16 protein-coding genes and 1 pseudogene are annotated in these 18,587 nt (G+C 70.3%); 7 read left to right on the top strand and 10 right to left on the bottom strand.

Annotation, left to right across the window (positions count from 1 at the left end; all coding sequences use genetic code 11):
• Both sod and BUE16_RS11040 read right to left on the bottom strand, forming a co-directional pair.
• A pseudogene (sod, locus tag BUE16_RS11045) lies at positions 1-179 on the bottom strand (superoxide dismutase [Mn]); the annotation flags it as partial.
• Positions 180-273: 94 nt separating this feature from the next.
• Positions 274-1,050, bottom strand: a complete 777-nt coding sequence (locus tag BUE16_RS11040; RefSeq protein ID WP_073309585.1) for a pirin family protein — start codon at positions 1,048-1,050, stop codon at positions 274-276.
• Between the two features lie 198 nt (positions 1,051-1,248).
• On the opposite strand from BUE16_RS11040, the gene BUE16_RS11035 reads away from it, so the two are divergent.
• Positions 1,249-1,857, top strand: a complete 609-nt coding sequence (locus BUE16_RS11035) for a hypothetical protein (protein WP_073309583.1) — start codon at positions 1,249-1,251, stop codon at positions 1,855-1,857.
• 105 nt (positions 1,858-1,962) lie between these two features.
• Here the strand turns inward: BUE16_RS11035 and BUE16_RS11030 are convergent, their stop codons facing one another.
• The 6 genes from BUE16_RS11030 to BUE16_RS11005 form a co-directional block, all read right to left on the bottom strand.
• A complete protein-coding gene (locus BUE16_RS11030) occupies positions 1,963-3,117 on the bottom strand; it encodes an ABC transporter ATP-binding protein (RefSeq protein WP_073309581.1) in 1,155 nt (384 codons plus the stop codon).
• A gap of 8 nt (positions 3,118-3,125) precedes the next feature.
• Positions 3,126-4,037 carry a carbohydrate ABC transporter permease gene (locus BUE16_RS11025; RefSeq protein WP_073309579.1) on the bottom strand — a complete coding sequence of 304 codons (912 nt, stop codon included), beginning with the start codon at positions 4,035-4,037 and terminating at the stop codon, positions 3,126-3,128.
• Positions 4,034-5,044, bottom strand: a complete 1,011-nt coding sequence (locus tag BUE16_RS11020; RefSeq protein WP_073309638.1) for a carbohydrate ABC transporter permease — start codon at positions 5,042-5,044, stop codon at positions 4,034-4,036. The genes BUE16_RS11025 and BUE16_RS11020 overlap by 4 nt, the downstream gene beginning before the upstream one ends.
• Positions 5,045-5,154: 110 nt before the next feature.
• Complete coding sequence (locus BUE16_RS11015) at positions 5,155-6,441, bottom strand: ABC transporter substrate-binding protein (RefSeq protein ID WP_073309576.1); 1,287 nt, start codon at positions 6,439-6,441, stop codon at positions 5,155-5,157.
• Positions 6,442-6,606: 165 nt separating this feature from the next.
• Complete coding sequence (locus BUE16_RS11010; protein WP_073309574.1) at positions 6,607-8,988, bottom strand: DEAD/DEAH box helicase; 2,382 nt, start codon at positions 8,986-8,988, stop codon at positions 6,607-6,609.
• 74 nt (positions 8,989-9,062) lie between these two features.
• The gene (locus BUE16_RS11005; RefSeq protein ID WP_073309572.1) at positions 9,063-9,503 is read right to left on the bottom strand and encodes a restriction endonuclease; all 441 of its coding nucleotides are present in this window, start codon (positions 9,501-9,503) and stop codon (positions 9,063-9,065) included.
• A gap of 79 nt (positions 9,504-9,582) precedes the next feature.
• On the opposite strand from BUE16_RS11005, the gene BUE16_RS11000 reads away from it, so the two are divergent.
• The 4 genes from BUE16_RS11000 (at position 9,583) to BUE16_RS10985 (ending at position 12,238) form a co-directional block, all read left to right on the top strand.
• Positions 9,583-10,065 carry a methylated-DNA--[protein]-cysteine S-methyltransferase gene (locus BUE16_RS11000; protein ID WP_143165415.1) on the top strand — a complete coding sequence of 161 codons (483 nt, stop codon included), beginning with the start codon at positions 9,583-9,585 and terminating at the stop codon, positions 10,063-10,065.
• Complete coding sequence (locus BUE16_RS10995) at positions 10,062-10,541, top strand: GIY-YIG nuclease family protein (protein ID WP_073309569.1); 480 nt, start codon at positions 10,062-10,064, stop codon at positions 10,539-10,541. The genes BUE16_RS11000 and BUE16_RS10995 overlap by 4 nt, the downstream gene beginning before the upstream one ends.
• A 36-nt stretch (positions 10,542-10,577) precedes the next feature.
• Complete coding sequence (locus BUE16_RS10990; protein ID WP_073309567.1) at positions 10,578-11,750, top strand: pyridoxal phosphate-dependent aminotransferase; 1,173 nt, start codon at positions 10,578-10,580, stop codon at positions 11,748-11,750.
• A 176-nt stretch (positions 11,751-11,926) separates the two neighbouring features.
• A complete protein-coding gene (locus BUE16_RS10985; RefSeq protein WP_079991609.1) occupies positions 11,927-12,238 on the top strand; it encodes a HalOD1 output domain-containing protein in 312 nt (103 codons plus the stop codon).
• 52 nt (positions 12,239-12,290) lie between these two features.
• Here BUE16_RS10985 and BUE16_RS10980 read toward each other — a convergent pair whose 3' ends face one another.
• Together BUE16_RS10980 and BUE16_RS10975 are read right to left on the bottom strand one after the other, a co-directional pair.
• A complete protein-coding gene (locus BUE16_RS10980) occupies positions 12,291-12,482 on the bottom strand; it encodes a hypothetical protein (protein WP_073309563.1) in 192 nt (63 codons plus the stop codon).
• Between the two features lie 82 nt (positions 12,483-12,564).
• Positions 12,565-15,633 (bottom strand): FAD-binding and (Fe-S)-binding domain-containing protein, encoded by a 3,069-nt coding sequence (locus tag BUE16_RS10975; RefSeq protein WP_073309561.1) that lies wholly within the window; start codon positions 15,631-15,633, stop codon positions 12,565-12,567.
• Positions 15,634-15,733: 100 nt separating this feature from the next.
• Here BUE16_RS10975 and BUE16_RS10970 point away from each other — a divergent pair, with 100 nt between their 5' ends.
• Both BUE16_RS10970 and BUE16_RS10965 read left to right on the top strand, forming a co-directional pair.
• Positions 15,734-16,309, top strand: a complete 576-nt coding sequence (locus BUE16_RS10970) for a LutC/YkgG family protein (protein ID WP_073309559.1) — start codon at positions 15,734-15,736, stop codon at positions 16,307-16,309.
• Positions 16,302-18,581, top strand: coding sequence for an LUD domain-containing protein (locus BUE16_RS10965; protein ID WP_073309557.1), 2,280 nt, complete (start codon positions 16,302-16,304; stop codon positions 18,579-18,581). Before BUE16_RS10970 ends, BUE16_RS10965 begins: the two co-directional genes overlap by 8 nt.
• Positions 18,582-18,587 lie beyond the last annotated feature (6 nt).

Here is an 18,587-nt window from a genome sequence, read left to right as displayed (position 1 = left end):
GGCGAGGAGTCGAACTCGCCGGCCTCGCGGTTCGCTTCGAGCGTCTCCTCGGCGCTGTTCCAGCCGTTGACGTACCCCTGGTGGTGGGTGTCGTGGTGCCAGGTCAGCACCTGCTCGGAAATGTGCGGTTCCAACGCGTCGTAGTCGTACGGCAGCGGATCGAGTTCGTACTCGCTCATGTGCATCCGTACGGAGGACCGCCGTTCAAAAGAGCGTTTTCTGAATCGGGTTTACGTAGGAAGACCGACACGACTCGGCCGCCCTATCACACCGTCACAGCACGTACGGCCCGCGCTGGCGTATCGGCTCGCCGTGCGGCTCGCCGGCGACGCAGATCACGCGGAACGGCGCGGCCTCCGAGTCGCTATCACCCGACCCATCGTCGGCCTCGAAGTCGACGACTTGGCCGCTTTCAACGGGAAACACGTCGCCGACGCCGAAGCGGTCCCGACCGACGGTTCCCTCCCCGTCGACGCCGAACGCGAAGCCCGTCCAGTCGTCGGGGACCGTCCACGTCCACGCGCCATCAACGCGGGCGTCGAGGTACGTCACAGGGGTGTGCAGATCGAGCGGCGACCCCTCGCCGATCACCGTCGTCACGGCCACGTCGTCCGTCTCGGTTGTCGGCAGGTCGGCGGCGTCGGCGTCCGCGTAGTTGGCGTCGACCTCCTTGCGGTCACGAGGGAGGTTCACCCACAATTGAAGCCCGTTGCAGGCGGCGCCGCCCGCGGGGAACTCCGAGTGGCGGATCCCGCCGCCGGTCGTGATCCGCATGGCGTCGCCCTCGCGGGCGGTGTGTGCGACGCCGAGGGAGTCCTCGTGCTCCATTTCCCCCTCGAGCATGTACGAGACGATCTCGAACCCGCGGTGGGGGTGCATCGGGAATCCCGTGTCGGGGTCGATGTAGAAGCGCTCGAACAGCACGAACGGGTCGAGGTGTGCGGGGTGCGCCTCCGTCGGGAACGCGCGCGTCGAGTTCACGCTCGTCGCGTGGCGGACGCGGCCGCCGGGGATCGGGCCGGAGTCGCGGCCTCGCGGTGCGTCGCTCACTGGGTACTCGCCTCCATGCCCTCACCGAGATGGCCGGCGCTGATAACGCCCGCGTCGCCGGAAGCTCCCGATTCGGCGGGAACGACGCGGTAACCGACCGATCGCGAAACGACTGAAAACGAGCGAGACAGCACACGTACCTTGCCTGTGTGTCTCTCGGAACGGGACCGTTATTACCGGCGAGCCGTAGCTCCGGCAATGAGCCGTAACGACCCGATCGCCGCCGCGCTGCTTTCGGAATCGGCGTATCAACGGTCGCGCTACCGTCGGTTCGGCTGGTTCAACCAATCGCTCACGCGGAAGCTCACCCTCCAGAGCTACCTCCTGTACATCCTCGCTGCGGTGCTCCCCGTGCTCACGCTGCTCCCGAGTCGGATCCGCGGCGCGTACCTTGGAGGACCGATCGCCGAGACCGCGCCGAGGGTGTGCGTTGCCGCCCTCGCCGCCGCTGTCATCGTCGCCGCCGGCGGCCTCGGGCTGATCGGCGTGGCGCTGTTCGTGCTCGTCCGCGGCGACGAGTTGACCGACGAGACCGCCCGCGCGGTCCGCTCGGTCGAGCGAGCGGCCTCGATGGCCGGGCTGGCGACCGGCGGCGTCGCGACCGTCGCCGTCGTCTCGTTCGCGCTCATCGGGTTCGGCGGCGTCGACGCGGTCACGGCGTGGGTCGCCGCCGGCGGCGGAAACCCCTACGCGTCGAGCGGGGTCGGACTGCCGGTCGCGACCGTCGCGGTCGCGGTACTCGGGCTGGGAATCGCGCTGCGGGTCGCCGCGGCGTTGTTTCGCGCGCACGGACTCGGCGACGCCTGAGACTCGCGACCGAAAGGGAGCACGCCTCGCCTCGACGGCCGCCGCGTAGCTAGGAGCGAACGGCGCGCGAGACGAGAACCGAATGACGGGTGGCGTCCGGACCGCTCAGACCCGCGGTTCCGCACCCGCGTCTTCGGCGTCGGCGAGCGAGCGGTTGTGCAGCGCGTCGCCGCTTGCGTCGTCGAACAGGTGAATCGCGTCCGACGGGAAGCAGGCGACGACGCGCTCGCCCGCGTCGATCCGGCGCATCCCGCCGACGGTCGCGACGAACGTGTCGGTCGGATCTTCGTCGAAGCCGAGATAGACGGCGTTCTCGTTACCCATCGGCTCCACGACGTCGACGGTGGTGCCGAACTCGTCACCGCCGGTCGGCGAGTCGTCGGCTGCGACCTCGATATCCTCCGGGCGAATTCCGAGCGTCACGCCGTTCGCCCCGTCGACGGCCTCCCGCATCTCCTCGGTGAGCGGGTAGTCGAAGGCGTCGGTGATCAGGCGGTCTCCCTCGACGGTCGCGTCGAAGAAGTTCATCGACGGCTCGCCGATGAAGCCGGCGACGAACCGGTTGGCCGGACGGTGGTAACACTCCAGCGGCGTCCCGGCCTGCTGGAGCTCGCCGGCGTCGAGGACGGCGATCCGGTCGCCCATGGTCATCGCCTCGGTCTGGTCGTGTGTGACGTACATCGTCGTGGTGTCCAGGTCCTCCTGGAGCCGCTGGAGCTCCGTCCGCATCTGCGAGCGGAGCTTCGCGTCGAGGTTGGACAGCGGCTCGTCCATGAGGAACACCTCCGGATCGCGGACGATCGCACGGCCGAGCGCGACGCGCTGGCGCTGCCCGCCGGAGAGCTCACCGGGTTTCCGGCCGAGCAGCTCCGGGATCCCGAGCAGGTCGGCGGCGTCCTCGACGCGCTCGTGGATCTCGTCGTCGGACATGTCGGTGGACTCCTCCAGCCCGAACGACATGTTCTCGCGGACAGTCATGTGCGGGTACAGCGCGTACGACTGGAACACCATCGCAATGTCCCGGTCTTGCGGCTTCTGGTCCGCAATCGACTCCTCGCCGAGGCGGATATCCCCGCTGGTGACCGTTTCCAGCCCCGCGACCATTCGCAGGGTAGTCGACTTGCCGCAGCCGGACGGGCCGACGAGGACGAGGAACTCCCCGTCTTCGATGTTGACCGTCACGTCGTCTACTGCGACGATGTCGCTGCCGTCGTCGTCGGTGAACACCTTCGTCAGGTGATCGAGTGAGAGTTGTGCCATGGTTGTGTTCAGGATGCGACCCCCTCGGCGAACTCGTCGCCGAACGCGATGTAGACGAGCAGCGTCGGGAGGGCCGCGACGAACGCGCCGGCCATGCGGAGGCCGAAGTCGAGCCCCTCCAGTGACGCGCCGAGGCCGGCCAGTTTCAGCGTCACCGGCGCGGCCGGACTGGACCCGGTCGAGACGATGACGAGCGCGAACAGTAGGTCGTTCCAGATCTGCGTGAACTGGTAGATGAGCACGACCGCGAACATCGGCGTCGAGAGGGGGAACACGATGCGCCGGTACACGCGGCGGATGCTCGCGCCGTCGAGGCGCGCGGCCTCCATCATCTCGGTGCTCATCGAGGTGTAGTACGACCGGAAGAGGACCGTACAGATAGGGATCCCGTACGCGATGTGCGTGACCGTCAGCTCGACCAGGTCGGCGTACTGCACGCTTACCGGCGTGTACGCCCACACGAACCACAGCAGATCCGCGACGTTGACGATCGAGTAGAGCCGCGACAGCGGGACCAGCACCGCCTGGTAGGGGATGAACACGCCCGCGACGAACAGCACGAGGATCGGTACCTGGTACTTCCAGTCGACGAGCGTGAGCCCGTAGGCCGCGAAGCTGCCCAGCAGCGCCGACAGGAGCGTCGCCGGGACCGCGAACAGCAGGCTGTTGCCCATCCCCCGTGCCAGCACCTCCACGGCGGTCACGTAGTTGGCGATCGAGAACCCGCCGAACAGGGGCGGGAGATACGGCGCGGTGTTACCCACCGCGGCGTCGGTCTTCAGTGAGGTGACGAATCCGGACTCGATCGGCGTCAGGAAGAACGCCACCAGCAGCCCGATCGCCACGTACAGTCCGACTCGGTAGCCGTCGATGTCGGCGAGGCGATCGGTCCGGTCCGTCCGTGATGTGTCTGTACTCATAAGTTGTCGTTCCGGTACTGGTGGGCGAGGTACGGTCCGATGACCCCGAGCGCCATCAGGAACAGCAGCACCGCGATCGCGGAGCCGTACGCCCAGTTGGTGTTCTGATACGCTTCACGGACCATCTTCGTGGCGAGGATGTCCGCCCCGTTCGGAGGCCTGTACCCGCCGACAAGCGAGTAGAGGAAGTCGAACGCCTTGAGCGCGAACACCATCAGCACGACCGCCGCGCTGATCGTCGCGCCCTTCAGCTGCGGGACGATGACCCGCCAGTACATCCGCGGGATCGACGCGCCGTCGACCTTCGCGGCCTCGAAGTGCTCGCTCGGGATCGCCCGCAGCGCCGCGAGGTACACGACCATCGCGTAGCCGCTGAACTGCCACACCAGCGCGAACACGACCGCCCCGAGGACGAGCCGCGGATTGCCGATGAAGTTGTACGGCCCGAGGTTCACGACCCCGAGCAGCTGGTTTACGATCCCGTTGTTGTAGTCGTACATCCACAGCCAGAACTGCGCGGTGACGACGAACGAGAGGCTCATCGGCAGCAGGTAGATCGTCCGCAGGGTGTTGTCGAACCGGACGTTCCGGTCGACGAGGATGGCGATGAGCATCCCGAGTACCAGGCAGATCCCGGTGAACGCGATCAGCAGGACGAACGTGTTGATCGCCGCCTGCACGACCGTCGGATCGCCGAACGCCCGCGCGTACATCTCGAAGTCGAGCTGTGAGTAGTCGGCGTTGCCGAACCCCTCGTAGTCGGTCAGCGAGATGAGGACGTTCCAGGCGATGGCGCCGTAGACAAAAAAGCCCATCAGCAGGAACGGCGGCAGCCAGAACGGAGACGACTCGACGAAATCCTCGCCGAACCGATCGTCGAGGCGCGCGAGCCCGCGGCCGAGCGCGCCCGCCTCGTCGGTCGGAGTTGCGTCTGAGCCCGTCCCGTCCCCGGTGCCGGCCCCAGTGGGGACGCCGCCGTCCGTCGCCGGTCTCTGGCCGTCAGCCATCGCGTCTCTCGCGTCCGCGTCATCCTCGCTGGACCGGTGGCTCGACCGGCCGCTGCGGGCCTGCGTCAGTCGATCGAAAAATCGTCGCATTCGAGTACTCCGTGGGCGACTCAGCCCTGGATCGTGGAGACGAACTTATTCGTCGCCGCGTCCACGTTGTACGGGCCGGAGAACTCGTTGGAGATGACGCCCTTCAGCGCCGTCAGCTTCTCGGGGACGACCGCCAGGCCGTGCGCCAGCGTCGGCGGCCGGTTGTCGGCGCTGGCGAAGTCGTCCATCGTCTCCGAGAGGTACGGACCGAACTCCTCCTTGGCGACGTCGGTCCGGGTCGGGATGGACCCCTTGTACTTATTGAAGGCGATCTGCGCCTTCTTCGAGCCGACGAACGCTTCCCACGTCTTGCCGGCCTCGGGGGCCGGGTTGTTGCTGGGGTAGATGAACGAGTCGAAGTGGAGCGTGTACAGCCCCTCCGTCCCGGGGAACGTCTTGAAGCCCCAGTCCTCGTTGTACGCGAAGTTCTCCTTGTTGCGGAACGCGCCGGCGGCCCAGTTGCCCTGGTGGATGAACGCCGCCTCGCCGTTCATGATCTTCTGGTTCGCCGAGGTGAACCCGATCGAGGAGGCGTCGTCGTTGATGTAGTTCTGGAGGATCGTCTTCGTCGTCTTGAACGCCTCTCGGACGGCCGACTTGCCGCCCTCGCCGTTTACCACCTTCATGTAGGTGTCGTACCCGCCCGTCGACAGCAGGACTGCACCCACGAGCTGCAGCGTCGTCCACGGCGCCTTCATTGCCTGAGCCATCGGGACCTTGTCCGTCTCCGTCTTGATCGTATCGAGCGCGTCGATCAGCGCGGACGCGCTCGTGAGATCGTCCGGGTTGACGCCGGCCTCCTCGACGACTGACGTGTTGTAGAACAGGCAGTTGAGGCGGTGGGAGCCGATCGGAACGGCGCGATACGCGCCGTTGTACTTGCACAGCTCGGACGCCTCGCTCACGTGTGCGCCCTTGAGTCCGTCCTCCCAGACGCTCGTGAGGTCGCCCAGGACGCCCTCGTACTTCACGAGGTTCTTGCCCGGCCATCCCGCGAAGGAGGCGGGCGGGTCGTTGTTCGACAGGCGGTTGGAGATCACGGTGTTGAGGTTCGTGTTCCCGCCGCCGCCGATGGGCTTGAACTCCAGCGTGATGTCGGGGTGCGCTTCTTCCCACGCCGACGCGAGCGATTCGGCGGCCTTCGCGCCGTCGCCGCCGGTCCAGCCGTGGAGCACCTCGACGGTGGCGCCGCCGCCACCGCCGCCACCGTCGCCCGTACAGCCTGCGATCCCGATCATGCCGGCGGCTCCGAGGCCGCCAGCGCCTTTCAGCACGTCTCGTCGATTGAGTTCCGTATCCTTCATCATTGTTTCTCCATGCGCGGAGCCAACTCATGATTCCTGGAGCGAGTACTTAATACTTGTCGATATTTACTCCAGATCGAATGAAATTATGATACAACAGTCGTTGTACCTCGCGATCTCCGGAGGCTGGACCCCGTCGGACGAGCGGGCGGGGCGGGTGGACGCTCGTCAGTCGCCGCCGGGTGACGCCTCGGGAACGGGCTCGTCGGTGCCTCCGAGCGCGTTCAGGAGCGTCACGGCCTCGGGCTTCGAGAGGGGCTCGTTCGCGTTGCCGCAGTGGGGTGACTGCACGCACGCGGGACAGCCGTCGGCGCAGTCGCACCCCGCGATCAGCCGCGACGTCCGCGCGAGCAGGCGGTCGGCGTCGCGGTACGCCGCCCGGGTCAGCCCGACGCCTCCGGGGTAGCCGTCGTAGATGAACACCGTCGACCGCCCCGTGTGTGGGTGAAACGGCGTCGAGACGCCGCCGATGTCCGCGCGGTCACAGAGGAGGTCCAGCGGCAACAGCGAGATCGAGCCGTGCTCGGCGGCGTGGATGCCCCCGTTGAATCCCGCGTCGCCCCGGCTGGCGGCGGCGGCGATCCCGCGCATCTCCCGCTCCACGTCGCCGGGGACGGCGTAGTACAGCGCCCGCGTGCGCAGTTCCGTCTCCGGGAGCTCCAGCGCCTGCGAGCCGATCGTCTCGCCGGTGGAGCCGTCCTTGCGCTCGAAGCCCGTGATCTGCTCGGTCACCGTCACGTCGGCGAAGCGGACCTCGGTGTCCTCGTGCGTGTCGAGGGGGCGGGTGCGCAGATCGTCGTTCACGACCACGTCCTTGTCGGTCAGCACGCGCGTATAGTAGTCTGCCCACGTCGGCCGGAGGCGCGCCACGTCGCGGTCCAGATCCAGCTCGTCCACCTCGTACGTCTGTCCCTGGTGGTGGTAGACGGCGCCCGGGTGGGCGTCGCGCAGGGCGTCGCCGAACGACAGCGACGCGATCGTGTCGTCGTTGCGGGCGTCCATGAGATCGACCTCGCGGTCGTCGATCGTCCGGAGGCTCATCGAGTGCTGGGCGCTCCCCGGGCCGTCGTACGTCCAGCGGTCGCCGCGCGAAGTGTCCATCCGCTCCAGCGTGCCCGCCGCTTCCAGCGACTCGACGACCGATTCGAACGAGTCCCCGAAGTGGGACGCGTCCTCGGGACGCAGCCAGTTCTCGTCGGCCGCGCTGGCGACGTGGCTCGGGAGCAGTTCGGCGTTCTCGGGGTCGACCATCGCGCGCTCCGGGTCGCCCGCGAACAGGTCGTCCGGGTTCGCCATGAGGTACTGGTCCAACTGGTCCTCGCCCCCGACCATGACCACGAGGGCGTCGTCGGTGCCGCGGCCGGCGCGCCCGGCCTGCTGGAACGCCGACATCCGTGTGCCGGGGTAGCCGTCGAGGATCACGGCGTCCAGCCCGCCCACGTCGACGCCGAGTTCGAGGGCGTTCGTCGACCACACCCCGGCCACCTCGCCCGAGTGGAGGCCCGACTCGATCTCCCGGCGTCGCTCGTTCGTGAGGCTCGCCTGGTACGCCTCGACTTGCCCGGCGAGGTCGTGCTCGCCGCGCTGGCGCAGCTCCTTTGCGGAGCCGCTCGCGTAGCGTTCGGCCGTCTGGCGCGCGCGGGTGAACACGAGCGTCTGGTACCCCTCCTGCACCAGGTCGCAGAACAGCCGCTTCGTCTCGGTGTGGCTCGACCGACGCCGACCGGACTGTCGGTCGGCCTGCCGGCCCCCGTACTCGGGCGGGTTCCACAGCAGCCAGTGGCGCGGCCCGCGGGCGGAGGCGTCCTCATCGACGAGCGTGAAGCCGGACTCCGGCCGGGCGGTGATGCGCGCGGCGTGCTCGACGGGGTTGCCGATCGTCGCCGAGCAGCAGACGAACTGCGGGTCGGCGCCGTAGCGCTCGCAGATCCGGTTGAGCCGGCGCATCACCAGCGCGACGTGACTGCCGAAGACGCCGCGGTAGCCGTGCACCTCGTCGATGACGACCGTCTCCAGCGACCCGAAGAACCACTCCCAGTGCTTGTACGCCCACGGGAGCAGCCCGTAGTGGAGCATGTCCGGGTTCGACAGCAGCACCGTCGGCTGGCGGTCGCGCACGTCGCGCTTTTCCGTCTTCGACAGCCGACCGGTGTACTGGTCGACGGAGACGCGAGAGCCGAACCCCAGTCTGCGGGCCAGCTCAGAGAGCGTCTCCTCCTGGTCGGCAATGAGGGCGTTCTGCGGCGCGAGATAGAGCGTCCGGCCGCCGTGGTCCATCGCCCGCTCGAACGCGGGGACCGTGTACGCCAGCGACTTCCCGCTGGCGGTGCGGGTCGCGAGCACCACGTCGCCGCCGTCGCGGACCGCCTCGACGGCGCGGGCCTGGTGCTCGTACAGCGACTCGATCCCTTCGTCGGCGAGCGCGCTCGCCAGCCTGGGCTCCAGATCCGCCTCCGCGAAGGCGGCGTCACGGCCGGGGAGCGTCCGGTGGTCCGCGATCTGACCCTGGTAGTACGGCCGCGATCGGAGCCACTCGACGGTCTCGTCCACGGTGATTACGGGTGGGGGCTGACGCGCTTACCGGTTGCGGTCGATGCGCTCGGCGTCGCCGCACCGGGACGCCCTCAGTCGCTGTCGTCGCCGGGGTCGGAGGCGTCGCTCCCTCCACTCTCCGGCTGGGGGAGCGAGACATCGGCCTCCCGGGCCAGCCCGACGAGTCCCACGCCGTCGTACACCTCGATCGGCGCGGTGCGCGCGCGGCGCGCCGCGTCGGGGTCGACCTCGTCGACGGTCGCGAGCACGGCGAACGAGAGGCCGCGCTCGGCCGCGAACGCCGCGAGGTCGTTCACGTCCTCGATCGACACGGACGCGCGGGTGACGCGGACGACCGCCCGCTCCGGCGGCGCGTCCGGGCGGTCGCGCGTGAGCGACAGTTCGACGGTCCCCTCGGGGGTGACCGGCGAGACGGTCGCGTCGAACGCGGGCCAGACCCGGCCCAGCCGCTCGACGAACGAGGCGAACCCCGAGTCGGGGAGCGCGGCGAGTCGGTCGGCCGGATGGCGCACGGAGGGTGGTACGGTCGCCTCGGGAGAAAACCGCACCGGTCGCCGCCGGGTTGATTACCGTCCGGTCGTCACCACGGGTATGGACTCGACGGCGAAGCGGGCGGCGGACGGCGACCCGGTGACGATCGCGGTCCCCGGCGGGCGGCTCACGCTCGACGCGTCGTACGTCGACGCCGATGCCGACGAGATCAGGCGGCAGGCGCGCGAGTACCGCGAGGGAGCCCGGACGGCGTTCGACCTCCGGGTCCGATACCCCGACGGGTTCACCGGCCGCGTGATGGGTGCGATGGCGGCCATCCCGTACGGGGAGACGCGCACCTACGGAGACATCGCCGCCGACCTCGACAGCGCGCCGCAGTCTGTGGGCGCGGCCTGCGGGCGCAACCCGATCCCGCTCGTCGTCCCGTGCCACCGCGTCGTCGCAGCCGACGGCATCGGCGGCTTCTCGGCGGAGGGCGGCCCGGAACTCAAGCGGCACCTGCTGGCACACGAGCGGAGCGACTCGGTGCAGACCACGCTCGGCGACGGCGAGTCAACGCGCCCGAACGGAGGCGAGGAGTGAGCGCGAGCGACGCCGGTACCTACACCCTCGTGTTCGCCGTCCCCGACGCGGTCACCGTCGAGGTCGGCGCACTCGGCGTCCACGAGTTCCCGGCGGGCGCGTACGCGTACACGGGCAGCGCGCTCGGCGCCGGCGGCTTCTCGCGGATCGACCGTCATCGGCGGGTCGCTGCGGGCGAGCACGACGTGCGACACTGGCACGTCGACTACCTCGGCGGCCACGAGGCCGTCTCGCTGTCTGCCGTCGAACGCCTCGGCGACGAGCGCGACGAGGAGTGCCGCCTCGCGCGAGCGATCGGGGACGCGGCCGCTGACGGCGACCCCGTCGCCGGCTTCGGCGCCTCCGACTGCGGATGCCCGTCGCACCTCGCGCGGTTCGACGGCGCCGCTGCCGCCGAGACCGCCGCCTCGGCGGCGTACGACGGCGCTCGCGGCCGCGACGGGAGTCCGTCTTCGCGCGGGCCGGACGCGCGCTGACGGAGCGTTTTTGAAGACGGCCACGTACCCGGCGGTATGTTCCCGCCGCTCGCGTACCTGCAGTGGATCAAGGGGCGTCCCGCCGCCGCCGAGCATGACCTCGGCTCCAGCGACCTGCGACGCCTGGCGGCCGACGACCCCGACGAGCCCGTGCCGCCGCGGCTGCGGGGGCTGTCGCCCCCGACCGGCGACGCGTTGCTGCGCGAGCGGGTCGCCGCCGAGTACAAGATCGACGAGTCGAACGTGCTGCTCACCGCCGGCGCCACCCACGGCGGCTTCCTCGCGTGCGCCACGGCCGCCGCGCTCGCCCGCGAGCGCGGCGCCGACGCGGAGGCTGACGGCGGCGACCCGGCCGACGCCGTCGCACCCGACGACGCCGGCGGTCCGCAGCCGTGCGCGCTGGTCGAGAAGCCCGGCTACGAACCGCTGGTCGAGACGCCGCGTGGCCTCGGCAGTCGAGTCGCGCGCTTCTGCCGCCCCGAGCCGACCGTCGCCCTCGACCCCGAGCGCGTCGGGGCCGCCGCGCCCGACCTCGCGGGACCGCTCGCGCACGTCACCGTGACGAACCGCCACAACCCGACGGGGGTCCTGACCGACCGCGAGACGCTCGCGGAGACCGCCGAGGCGACGGCCCAGCACGGGGGGTACCTCCTCGTCGACGAGGTGTACGCGCCGTACACAGTCGGGGACGGCGAGGCGGGGACCGCCTTCGGCGGGCCGACCGGCGCCGGGCTGCCGGCCACCGTCACCGTCGGCTCGCTCACGAAGTTCCACGGCCTCGGCGGCCTCCGAATCGGCTGGATCACCGGTCCCGAGGCGTTCGTCGAGCGAGCGCGGCAGGTCGAACAGCACGTCCCCGCCCTCGCCGCGCCCAGCGTCGCGCTCGCCCGCCGCTTTTTCGCCCATCGCGACGACCTCGTCGCCGACGCCCGCGACCACTGCCGGCGGAACCACGACCTCCTCGCCTCGTTCCTCGACGCCCGAGCCGACCTCGACGGCGTCGTCCACCCGGGATCGCCGTTCGCCTACCTCGAACACGAACGCACCGATGGCGACGCGATGAGCGCGGCCGCGTGGGACGCCGGCGTGCTCGTCGTTCCGGGCCGGTTCTTCGGGATGGACGACGGCGTCCGCGTCTCGCTGGGGCGCGCGCCGGCGGAGTGCGAGGCGGCGCTGGCGGCGTTCGGCCGCGTGCTGGACGACCTGTGAACCGCCTCGGGGTCAATCCCCGAGGCACTCGCCTTGCGTATCTGTAAGACACCCGGGATTCGGGTCGGGCGCACCCCGACCGAGCGTCATCGCCACGTCTGACGGATGTTTTTGTGCATACAGGTCAACCGGTTGTCCCAACGACGGTCGACGGACGGCCCGACCTGCCACCCACGATGACACAGACACCAACGAACGCTGCCGCCCGCTCGGACGCCCGCACCTCGACCGCCGCCGACCTCGGCCGACCCGGCGTCTCTGCCGTCGCGTCAGCCATCATCGGGGCCGTCGCCGAAGCCGAAGGCGTCGGCCCCGAAGCGGTGGACTCGACCCTGCACTGCGCCATCGACGCCGACGCCGTCGCGGCGCTGCTCGCCCACGACGCGACCGACTGGCGGCTTCGGTTCCCGCTCGACGACCACGACGTGACCGTCAGAGGCGAGGGGACCGTCGTCGTCGACGGACGGGCGTTCCCGAACCGATTCTGACCCGATCGGCCTGCTCGTTTTTCAATCGCCGACGCGCACCGCGCCGGATCGCTTACGCCGAGTCGTCGCCGCGGTAGCCGCGGGCGAACGAGAACCCCGCGATCAGCGCGATCACCGCGAGAATACCGAGGACGAACCCGCCCGCCCGGTCGGCGAAGGGCACGCCGTCGAACGCCCCCGCGACGTACAGGACGCCGAAGACGGTGAAAAATCCGAACAGCGGGAGGGCGGTGAGCCGATTCATACCGACGGCAGGGCGCGCCCCGTGTTAACAGTGTCGTGCGAGGAGATCGGTTCGCCGGCGGGTGTGGCGAGGGCTGCCGGCCCTACCGTAGCGCGTCGGCCAGGAGTTCGACCGGGTGCGGCGGGTCGGCGTCGGTGTCCTCGCGGTCGCCCAACTGCGACCGACAGGAGGCGCCGGGCGCGGTGACCGTCTCGCCGGAACTCGCCTCGACCTGGTCGAAGAGGATCGACCCGATGGCCCTGCTCATCGAGTAGTGCTCGGCCTCGTATCCGAAGCTCCCGGCCATCCCACAGCAGGTGGAGTCGAGCGGGTCGACCGCGTAGCCCGCGCGCCGGAGCACCCCGACGGCGTGGTGGTCTTTCTTCGTGGCCTTCTGATGACAGTGCCCGTGGTACGTGAACGACCCCGATCCCGCCAGGTCCATTCGCTCGTCCAGCCGGAAGGCGTCGACGTACTCCAGCACGCCGTAGCTGTTGCCGGCGACCGTCTCAGCGGCCGCCGAGTCGTGGAAATCGAGCAGGTCCGACTGGAGCATCACGGCCTCGCTTGGCTCGACGACGACCACGTCGCGGCCGGCGTCGACGCAGGGGGCCAGGTCCGCGACGGCGGCGGCGGTGCGCTCGCGGGCGGCGTCGAGAAAGCCCATGCTGTGTGCCGGGCGGCCGGTGTCCTCCACGTCCGCGAGCTCGACGCGCACGCCCGCCGCCTCCAGCACCCGCACCGCGGCCTTGCCGGCGTCGGGGTGGTTGTAGTTGGTGTAGGTGTCCGGGACGAGCACGGCGACGCGCTCGGCGTCTGCCTCGGCGACGGCCGGGCCGCCGCGGGCGTCGAACCAGTCGCGCAGCGTCGTCCGGCGGAACGACGGGAGGTCGCGCTCGGCGGCGACGCCGAGCAGTTTCTCTCCGAGCATCCCCGAGCCGGGGAGCCTCGTCGCCCAGTTCGACACCGGCGCCAGCGCCGAGCCGACACGCGAGACGAGGTTGATGTTCGCAAACAGGCGGTCGCGCAGGCTCGGCCCCTCGCGCTCGTGGCGCTCGTGGGCCACCTCCGCCTTCAGCTTCGCCATGTCGACGCCGCTCGGGCAGTTCCGCTTGCAGCCCTTGCAGCCGATACACAGGTCCATGACCTCGCTCGCGAACTCCTCGGAGAAGGGGTCCGCGGGCAGATCGCCCGACATCGCCCCGCGGAGGAGGTTCGCGCGGCCGCGGGTGCTCTGGATCTCCTCGTCGGCCGCGCGGAAGGTGGGACACATCACGCCGCCGGTCGTCGACTGGCCGCCGCGACAGCCGCCACAGCCGTGACACAGCTCCGCCATTCCCTGAAAGCCGTTCTCGTTGTCCCAGTTGAGCTCCGGCTCAAAGCCGGCGTCGAAGGCGTACTCGGGGTCGAACCGGAGGTGCTCGGTGAGGCTGTGGTCGCCGCAGACGTTCCCCGGGTTCAACAACCAGTCGGGGTCGAAGGCGGTCTTGAGCTCGCGGAACGTGCGCCACAGGTCGTCGCCGTACAGCTTGCGGTTCCACTGGGTTCGGGCGCGGCCATCGCCGTGCTCGCCGGAGACGCTGCCGCCGTACTTGACGACCAGGTCGCTGGCGCCGTCGGCGATGCGCTCGAACTGGTCGAGCCCGTCGACGGTCTTCGTGTCGACCAGCGGCCGGATGTGGAGCACGCCGGGGCCCGCGTGGGCGTAGAAGGACGCGAACGTCCCGACCTCCTCGAGCAGCGCCTGGAAGTCCGCGGCGTAGTCGGCGAGGTGCTCCGGGGGGACCGCGCAGTCCTCGATGAACGAGATGTGCTTCGCGTCCGAGGTCCGGCTGAGCAGGATCGGCATCCCGGCCTTGCGCATCTTCCAGAACGTCGCGCGCCGCTCGGGGTCGTGCGCCTCCAGCGCGTGCGTGGCGTACACCTCCTCGCCGGCGTCGACGCGGTCCTCGCTCGCCCCGGCCTCCGTCTCGACGCCGGGGCAGCGGTCGGCGACCAGGTCGGCGACCTTCCGTCGGCCCTCCTCGTCGCTGTCGGCGTAGAACTCCACGAGCAGCGTCGAGTCGGTGCCCTCGGGGAGCAGCCCGACCACGTCGCCGAACTCGGCCGTCTCCCGCGCGAGATCGAGGAACGTGTCGTCCATCACCTCGACGGCGGCGGGGTCGTGTTCGAGGATCCGGGCCACGTCCGCCATCGCGTCGAGCAGCGAGTCGTACGTGAGCAGTGCGACGGCCTTCGTCTCCGGCACCTCGACCAGCGAGACGGTCGCCTCCGTGACGACCCCGAGCGTCCCCTCGCTGCCGCACATGAGCCGCGCGAGGTTCACCGTCCCCGGCTCGCCGGTTCCGCCGCCGGTCTCGGGCGCGTCACCGGCCCACTCACCGCGCGCTTCCTCGACGAGCACATCGAGGTTGTACCCGGAGACGTTGCGCTTCATCTCGGGGTAGCGGGCGGTGACTTCGTCGCTCTCCTCGTCGATCACCCGGACGACCTCGGCGTAGATCCGCTCCACCAGCTCTCCGTCGGGGTCGGCAGCCTCGCGCAGCGTCTCCACCTCGACCTCTCCGAACGTCTCGACAGAGCCGTCCGCGAGGACGACCTCGCACGACTCGACGTACGCGTCGGTCTTGCCGTACTTCAGCGAGTGCGACCCCGTGGAGTTGTTGCCGATCGCGCCGCCGATCGCAGACTTGTCGCGCCACGCCGGGTCGGGCGCGAACTTCAGCCCGTGCGGGGCGGCCGCCTCGTTGAGCTCCTCGACGATGCAGCCGGCGTCGACGGTCGCCTCGCGCGCCTGCGGGTCGAGGTCGCGGATCTCGTCCATATAGCGCGTGAAGTCGAGGACGACGGCCTCGTTCACCGTCTGCCCGGCCAGCGACGTGCCGCCGCCGCGGGGGAGCACCGGGATCTCCCGGTCGGCGCAGTACGCCAGCGCCGCGGCCACGTCCTCAGTATCGCGCGGGAGGACGACGCCGATGGGCGTCTGCTGGTAGGCGGAGGCGTCGGTCGCGTACAGTTGTCTGGAGTACGTATCGAAGCGGACATCCCCCTCGACGAGCTCCTCCAGATCGGCGACGAGCCCCGGGCGGGAAACGGCTTCAGAGACGTAGTCGTAGTCGCCGTCGCGCAGGTCCGGCCCGCCGTCGGGCGGGGGCGGAGTGTCGGAAGACATCGAGTGCTCTAGAGTGTGTGTGGATATCACATAAGGCCGCTGGGATCCGGCGGCCGCCCCGACACAACAGCCAAGGGACCCCGGTGCGGTACACGATCACATGAGTGCAGACACCATCTCGGCGTTCGTCGCTACCGCCGAGGAGCACCACGCGACCGTCCACCGGGTCCCCCCGGACGCGGTCGCGGGCACCGTCGACGACCTGATTGACCCGCCGGCGGTCGGCGTCCGGCTCCCGGACGGCCCGGAGCTGCCGGACGCGGTCGCGACCGACCCGACGCCGGGAGAACTGGACGCCGCGAACACTGGTGTCACCGCGGCGAGCCTCGCGGTCGCCGACTACGGGACCGTCGTGCTGGAGGCGGACGCCGCCGGCAGCGAGGCGGTCTCGCTGTTCCCCGAGCGCCACGTCGTGATCCTGCGCACGGGCGACGTGGTCACCGGCATGCGCGAGGCGATGTCGGCCCTCGGCGACCGCCTCCGCGACGGGGCGAGCGCGGTGCTCGCCACCGGCCCCTCAGCGACCGCCGACATGGGCGACCTGGTGATCGGCGCGCACGGCCCACGCGAGGTCGAGGTCGTCCTCGTGGAGTCGGACAGCGGAGGCGGCGAGCGGATGCCCGCGGACGCCGGCGACGAGGATGTCGCCGTCGACGGGGGGAGCGCCGATGAGTAAGCCCGACTCGCGCGCGGAGACGGCCGCACGGATTCGCCACCTCCTCGACACCGAGGGCGACGCGGTCGCGGAGAACACCCGCGGCTTCAACCGCGGACGCTACGAGTCGACCGGGGAGCTCGCGGACTACGAGGCGCTGAAAGACGAGGCGCGGGCGATCAAGGAGGACGCCATCGAGCGCCTGCCGGAGCTGATCGACGACCTCCGCGAGGCGGTAGAGGCGCGCGGCGGGCACCTGTACGTCGCCGACGACGCAGCCGACGCCAACGCGTACGTCCGGGAGGTGGTCGACGGCGACAACGTCGTCAAGAGCAAGTCGATGACGACCGAGGAGCTGGATCTGAACGAGGCGCTGGCGGCCGACGACGCCCGCGTCACCGAGACCGACCTGGGCGAGTGGGTGCTCCAGCTCGCCGACGAGGCGCCGAGCCACATCGTCGGCCCCGCGATCCACAAGTCCCGCGAGGGGATCGCCGACCTGTTCGCGGAGACGTTCGACCTGGACGGCGACGACCGACCGGAGACGGCCGAGGAGCTGACGCGGTTCGCCCGCGAGAAGCTCCTCGCCGACATCCGCGAGGCCGACGTGGGCGTCACCGGCGCGAACTTCCTGACGGCGGACTCGGGGACGATGGCGCTGGTGACAAGCGAGGGGAACGCCCGCAAGACCGTGGTCGTGCCGGACACCCACGTCGCCGTCGCGGGCGTCGAGAAGGTGATCCCGAGCGTCGAGAACCTCGCGCCGTTCGTCGAGCTAATCGGCCGCTCCGGGACGGGCCAGGACATCACCTCCTACGTGTCGCTGTTCACGCCGCCGGTGCCGTCGCCGCCGGTAGAGTTCGGCGAGGCGCGACGCGCCTCGGCGGAGCGGACGGCGTCTGCGAAGCCGGACGCTCCGATGGCCGACCCCGGGACCGCCGCCGGCGACGGCGCGACCGAGGCGCACCCCGACCGGGAGTTCCACCTCGTGCTCGTCGACAACGGCCGGCTCGACATGCGCGAGGACGACGACCTCCGGGAGACGCTGTACTGCATCCGCTGTGGCGCCTGCTCGAACTCTTGCGGGAACTTCCAGTCGGTCGGCGGCCACGCCTTCGGCGGCGAGACGTACTCCGGCGGCATCGCCACCGGCTGGGAGGCCGGCGTCGAGGGGCTCGACACTGCAGCCGAGTTCAACGACCTGTGCACCGGCTGTTCGCGCTGCGTGCCGGCGTGCCCCGTGCAGATCGACATCCCCTGGATCAACACGGTCGTGCGCGACCGGATCAACCGCGGCGCCGACCCGGGGGCCTTCGACCCGCTCGTCGAGGGGCTCACGCCCGACGATGAGCCGGCGGGGCTCGCCCCGTCGAAGCGACTGTTCGGCAACTTCGAGACGCTCGCGCGGCTGGGCAGCGCGACCGCGCCGCTGTCGAACTGGGGGTCGAACCTCGGGCCGGTCCGCGCGGCGATGGACCGCTGGCTGGGCGTCGCCCCCGAGCGCGACCTGCCCGCGTTCGAGCGCGAGACGCTCGTCGACTGGTTCGCCGCGCGCGGCGGCCCGCGCGTGAGCGAGCGGCTGGCTCGACGGGAGGCCGTCGTCTATCCCGACGTGTACACGAACTACGCCGATGTCGACCGCGGGAAAGCCGTGGTCAGAACGCTCGAAGCGCTCGGCGTTCGCGTGCACGTCCCCGGGTCGGCCGCGGTCGCGAGCGGGCGCGCGCCGCTGTCGCAGGGGATGATCGAGACGGCCAGAGGGAAAGCGGAGCGGTGTCTGGACGCGCTGCTCCCCGAGATCGACGCCGGGCGCGACGTGGTGGTGATCGAGCCGAGCGACCTCGCGGCGTTCGACCGAGAGTACGGGAAGCTGATCCCCGAGACAGACGCCGACCGGCTCGCCGACGGGTGCTACGAGGTGCTGGAGTACGTGTACGGCCTGCTGGAGAACGGCGCCGACCCCGGCGGTCTGACCGGCGGTGACGGCGACGCGGTCGCGTACCACGCCCACTGCCAGCAGCGGACGCTCGAGCTGGAGCCGTACACGGTCGCGGTGCTGGAGCGACTCGGCTACGACGTGACGACCTCCGAGACGGAGTGTTGCGGGATGGCCGGGAGCTTCGGCTACAAGTCGGCGTACTACGAGCTGTCGATGGACGTGGGCGAGCCGCTGGTCGAGCAGTTCGGCGACGCCGACCGCGTGCTCGCCTCGGGCACCTCCTGCGGCGAGCAGTTGGACGCCCTGCTGGACTCGTCGCCCGAGCACCCGATCAAGGCGATCGCGCCCCTCTGACGGTAG

Source organism: Halobaculum gomorrense, assembly GCF_900129775.1.
Lineage (GTDB): Archaea > Halobacteriota > Halobacteria > Halobacteriales > Haloferacaceae > Halobaculum > Halobaculum gomorrense.
Note: the sequence above shows the minus strand (reverse complement) of the source record. Positions and strands in the feature narration are given on the sequence as shown.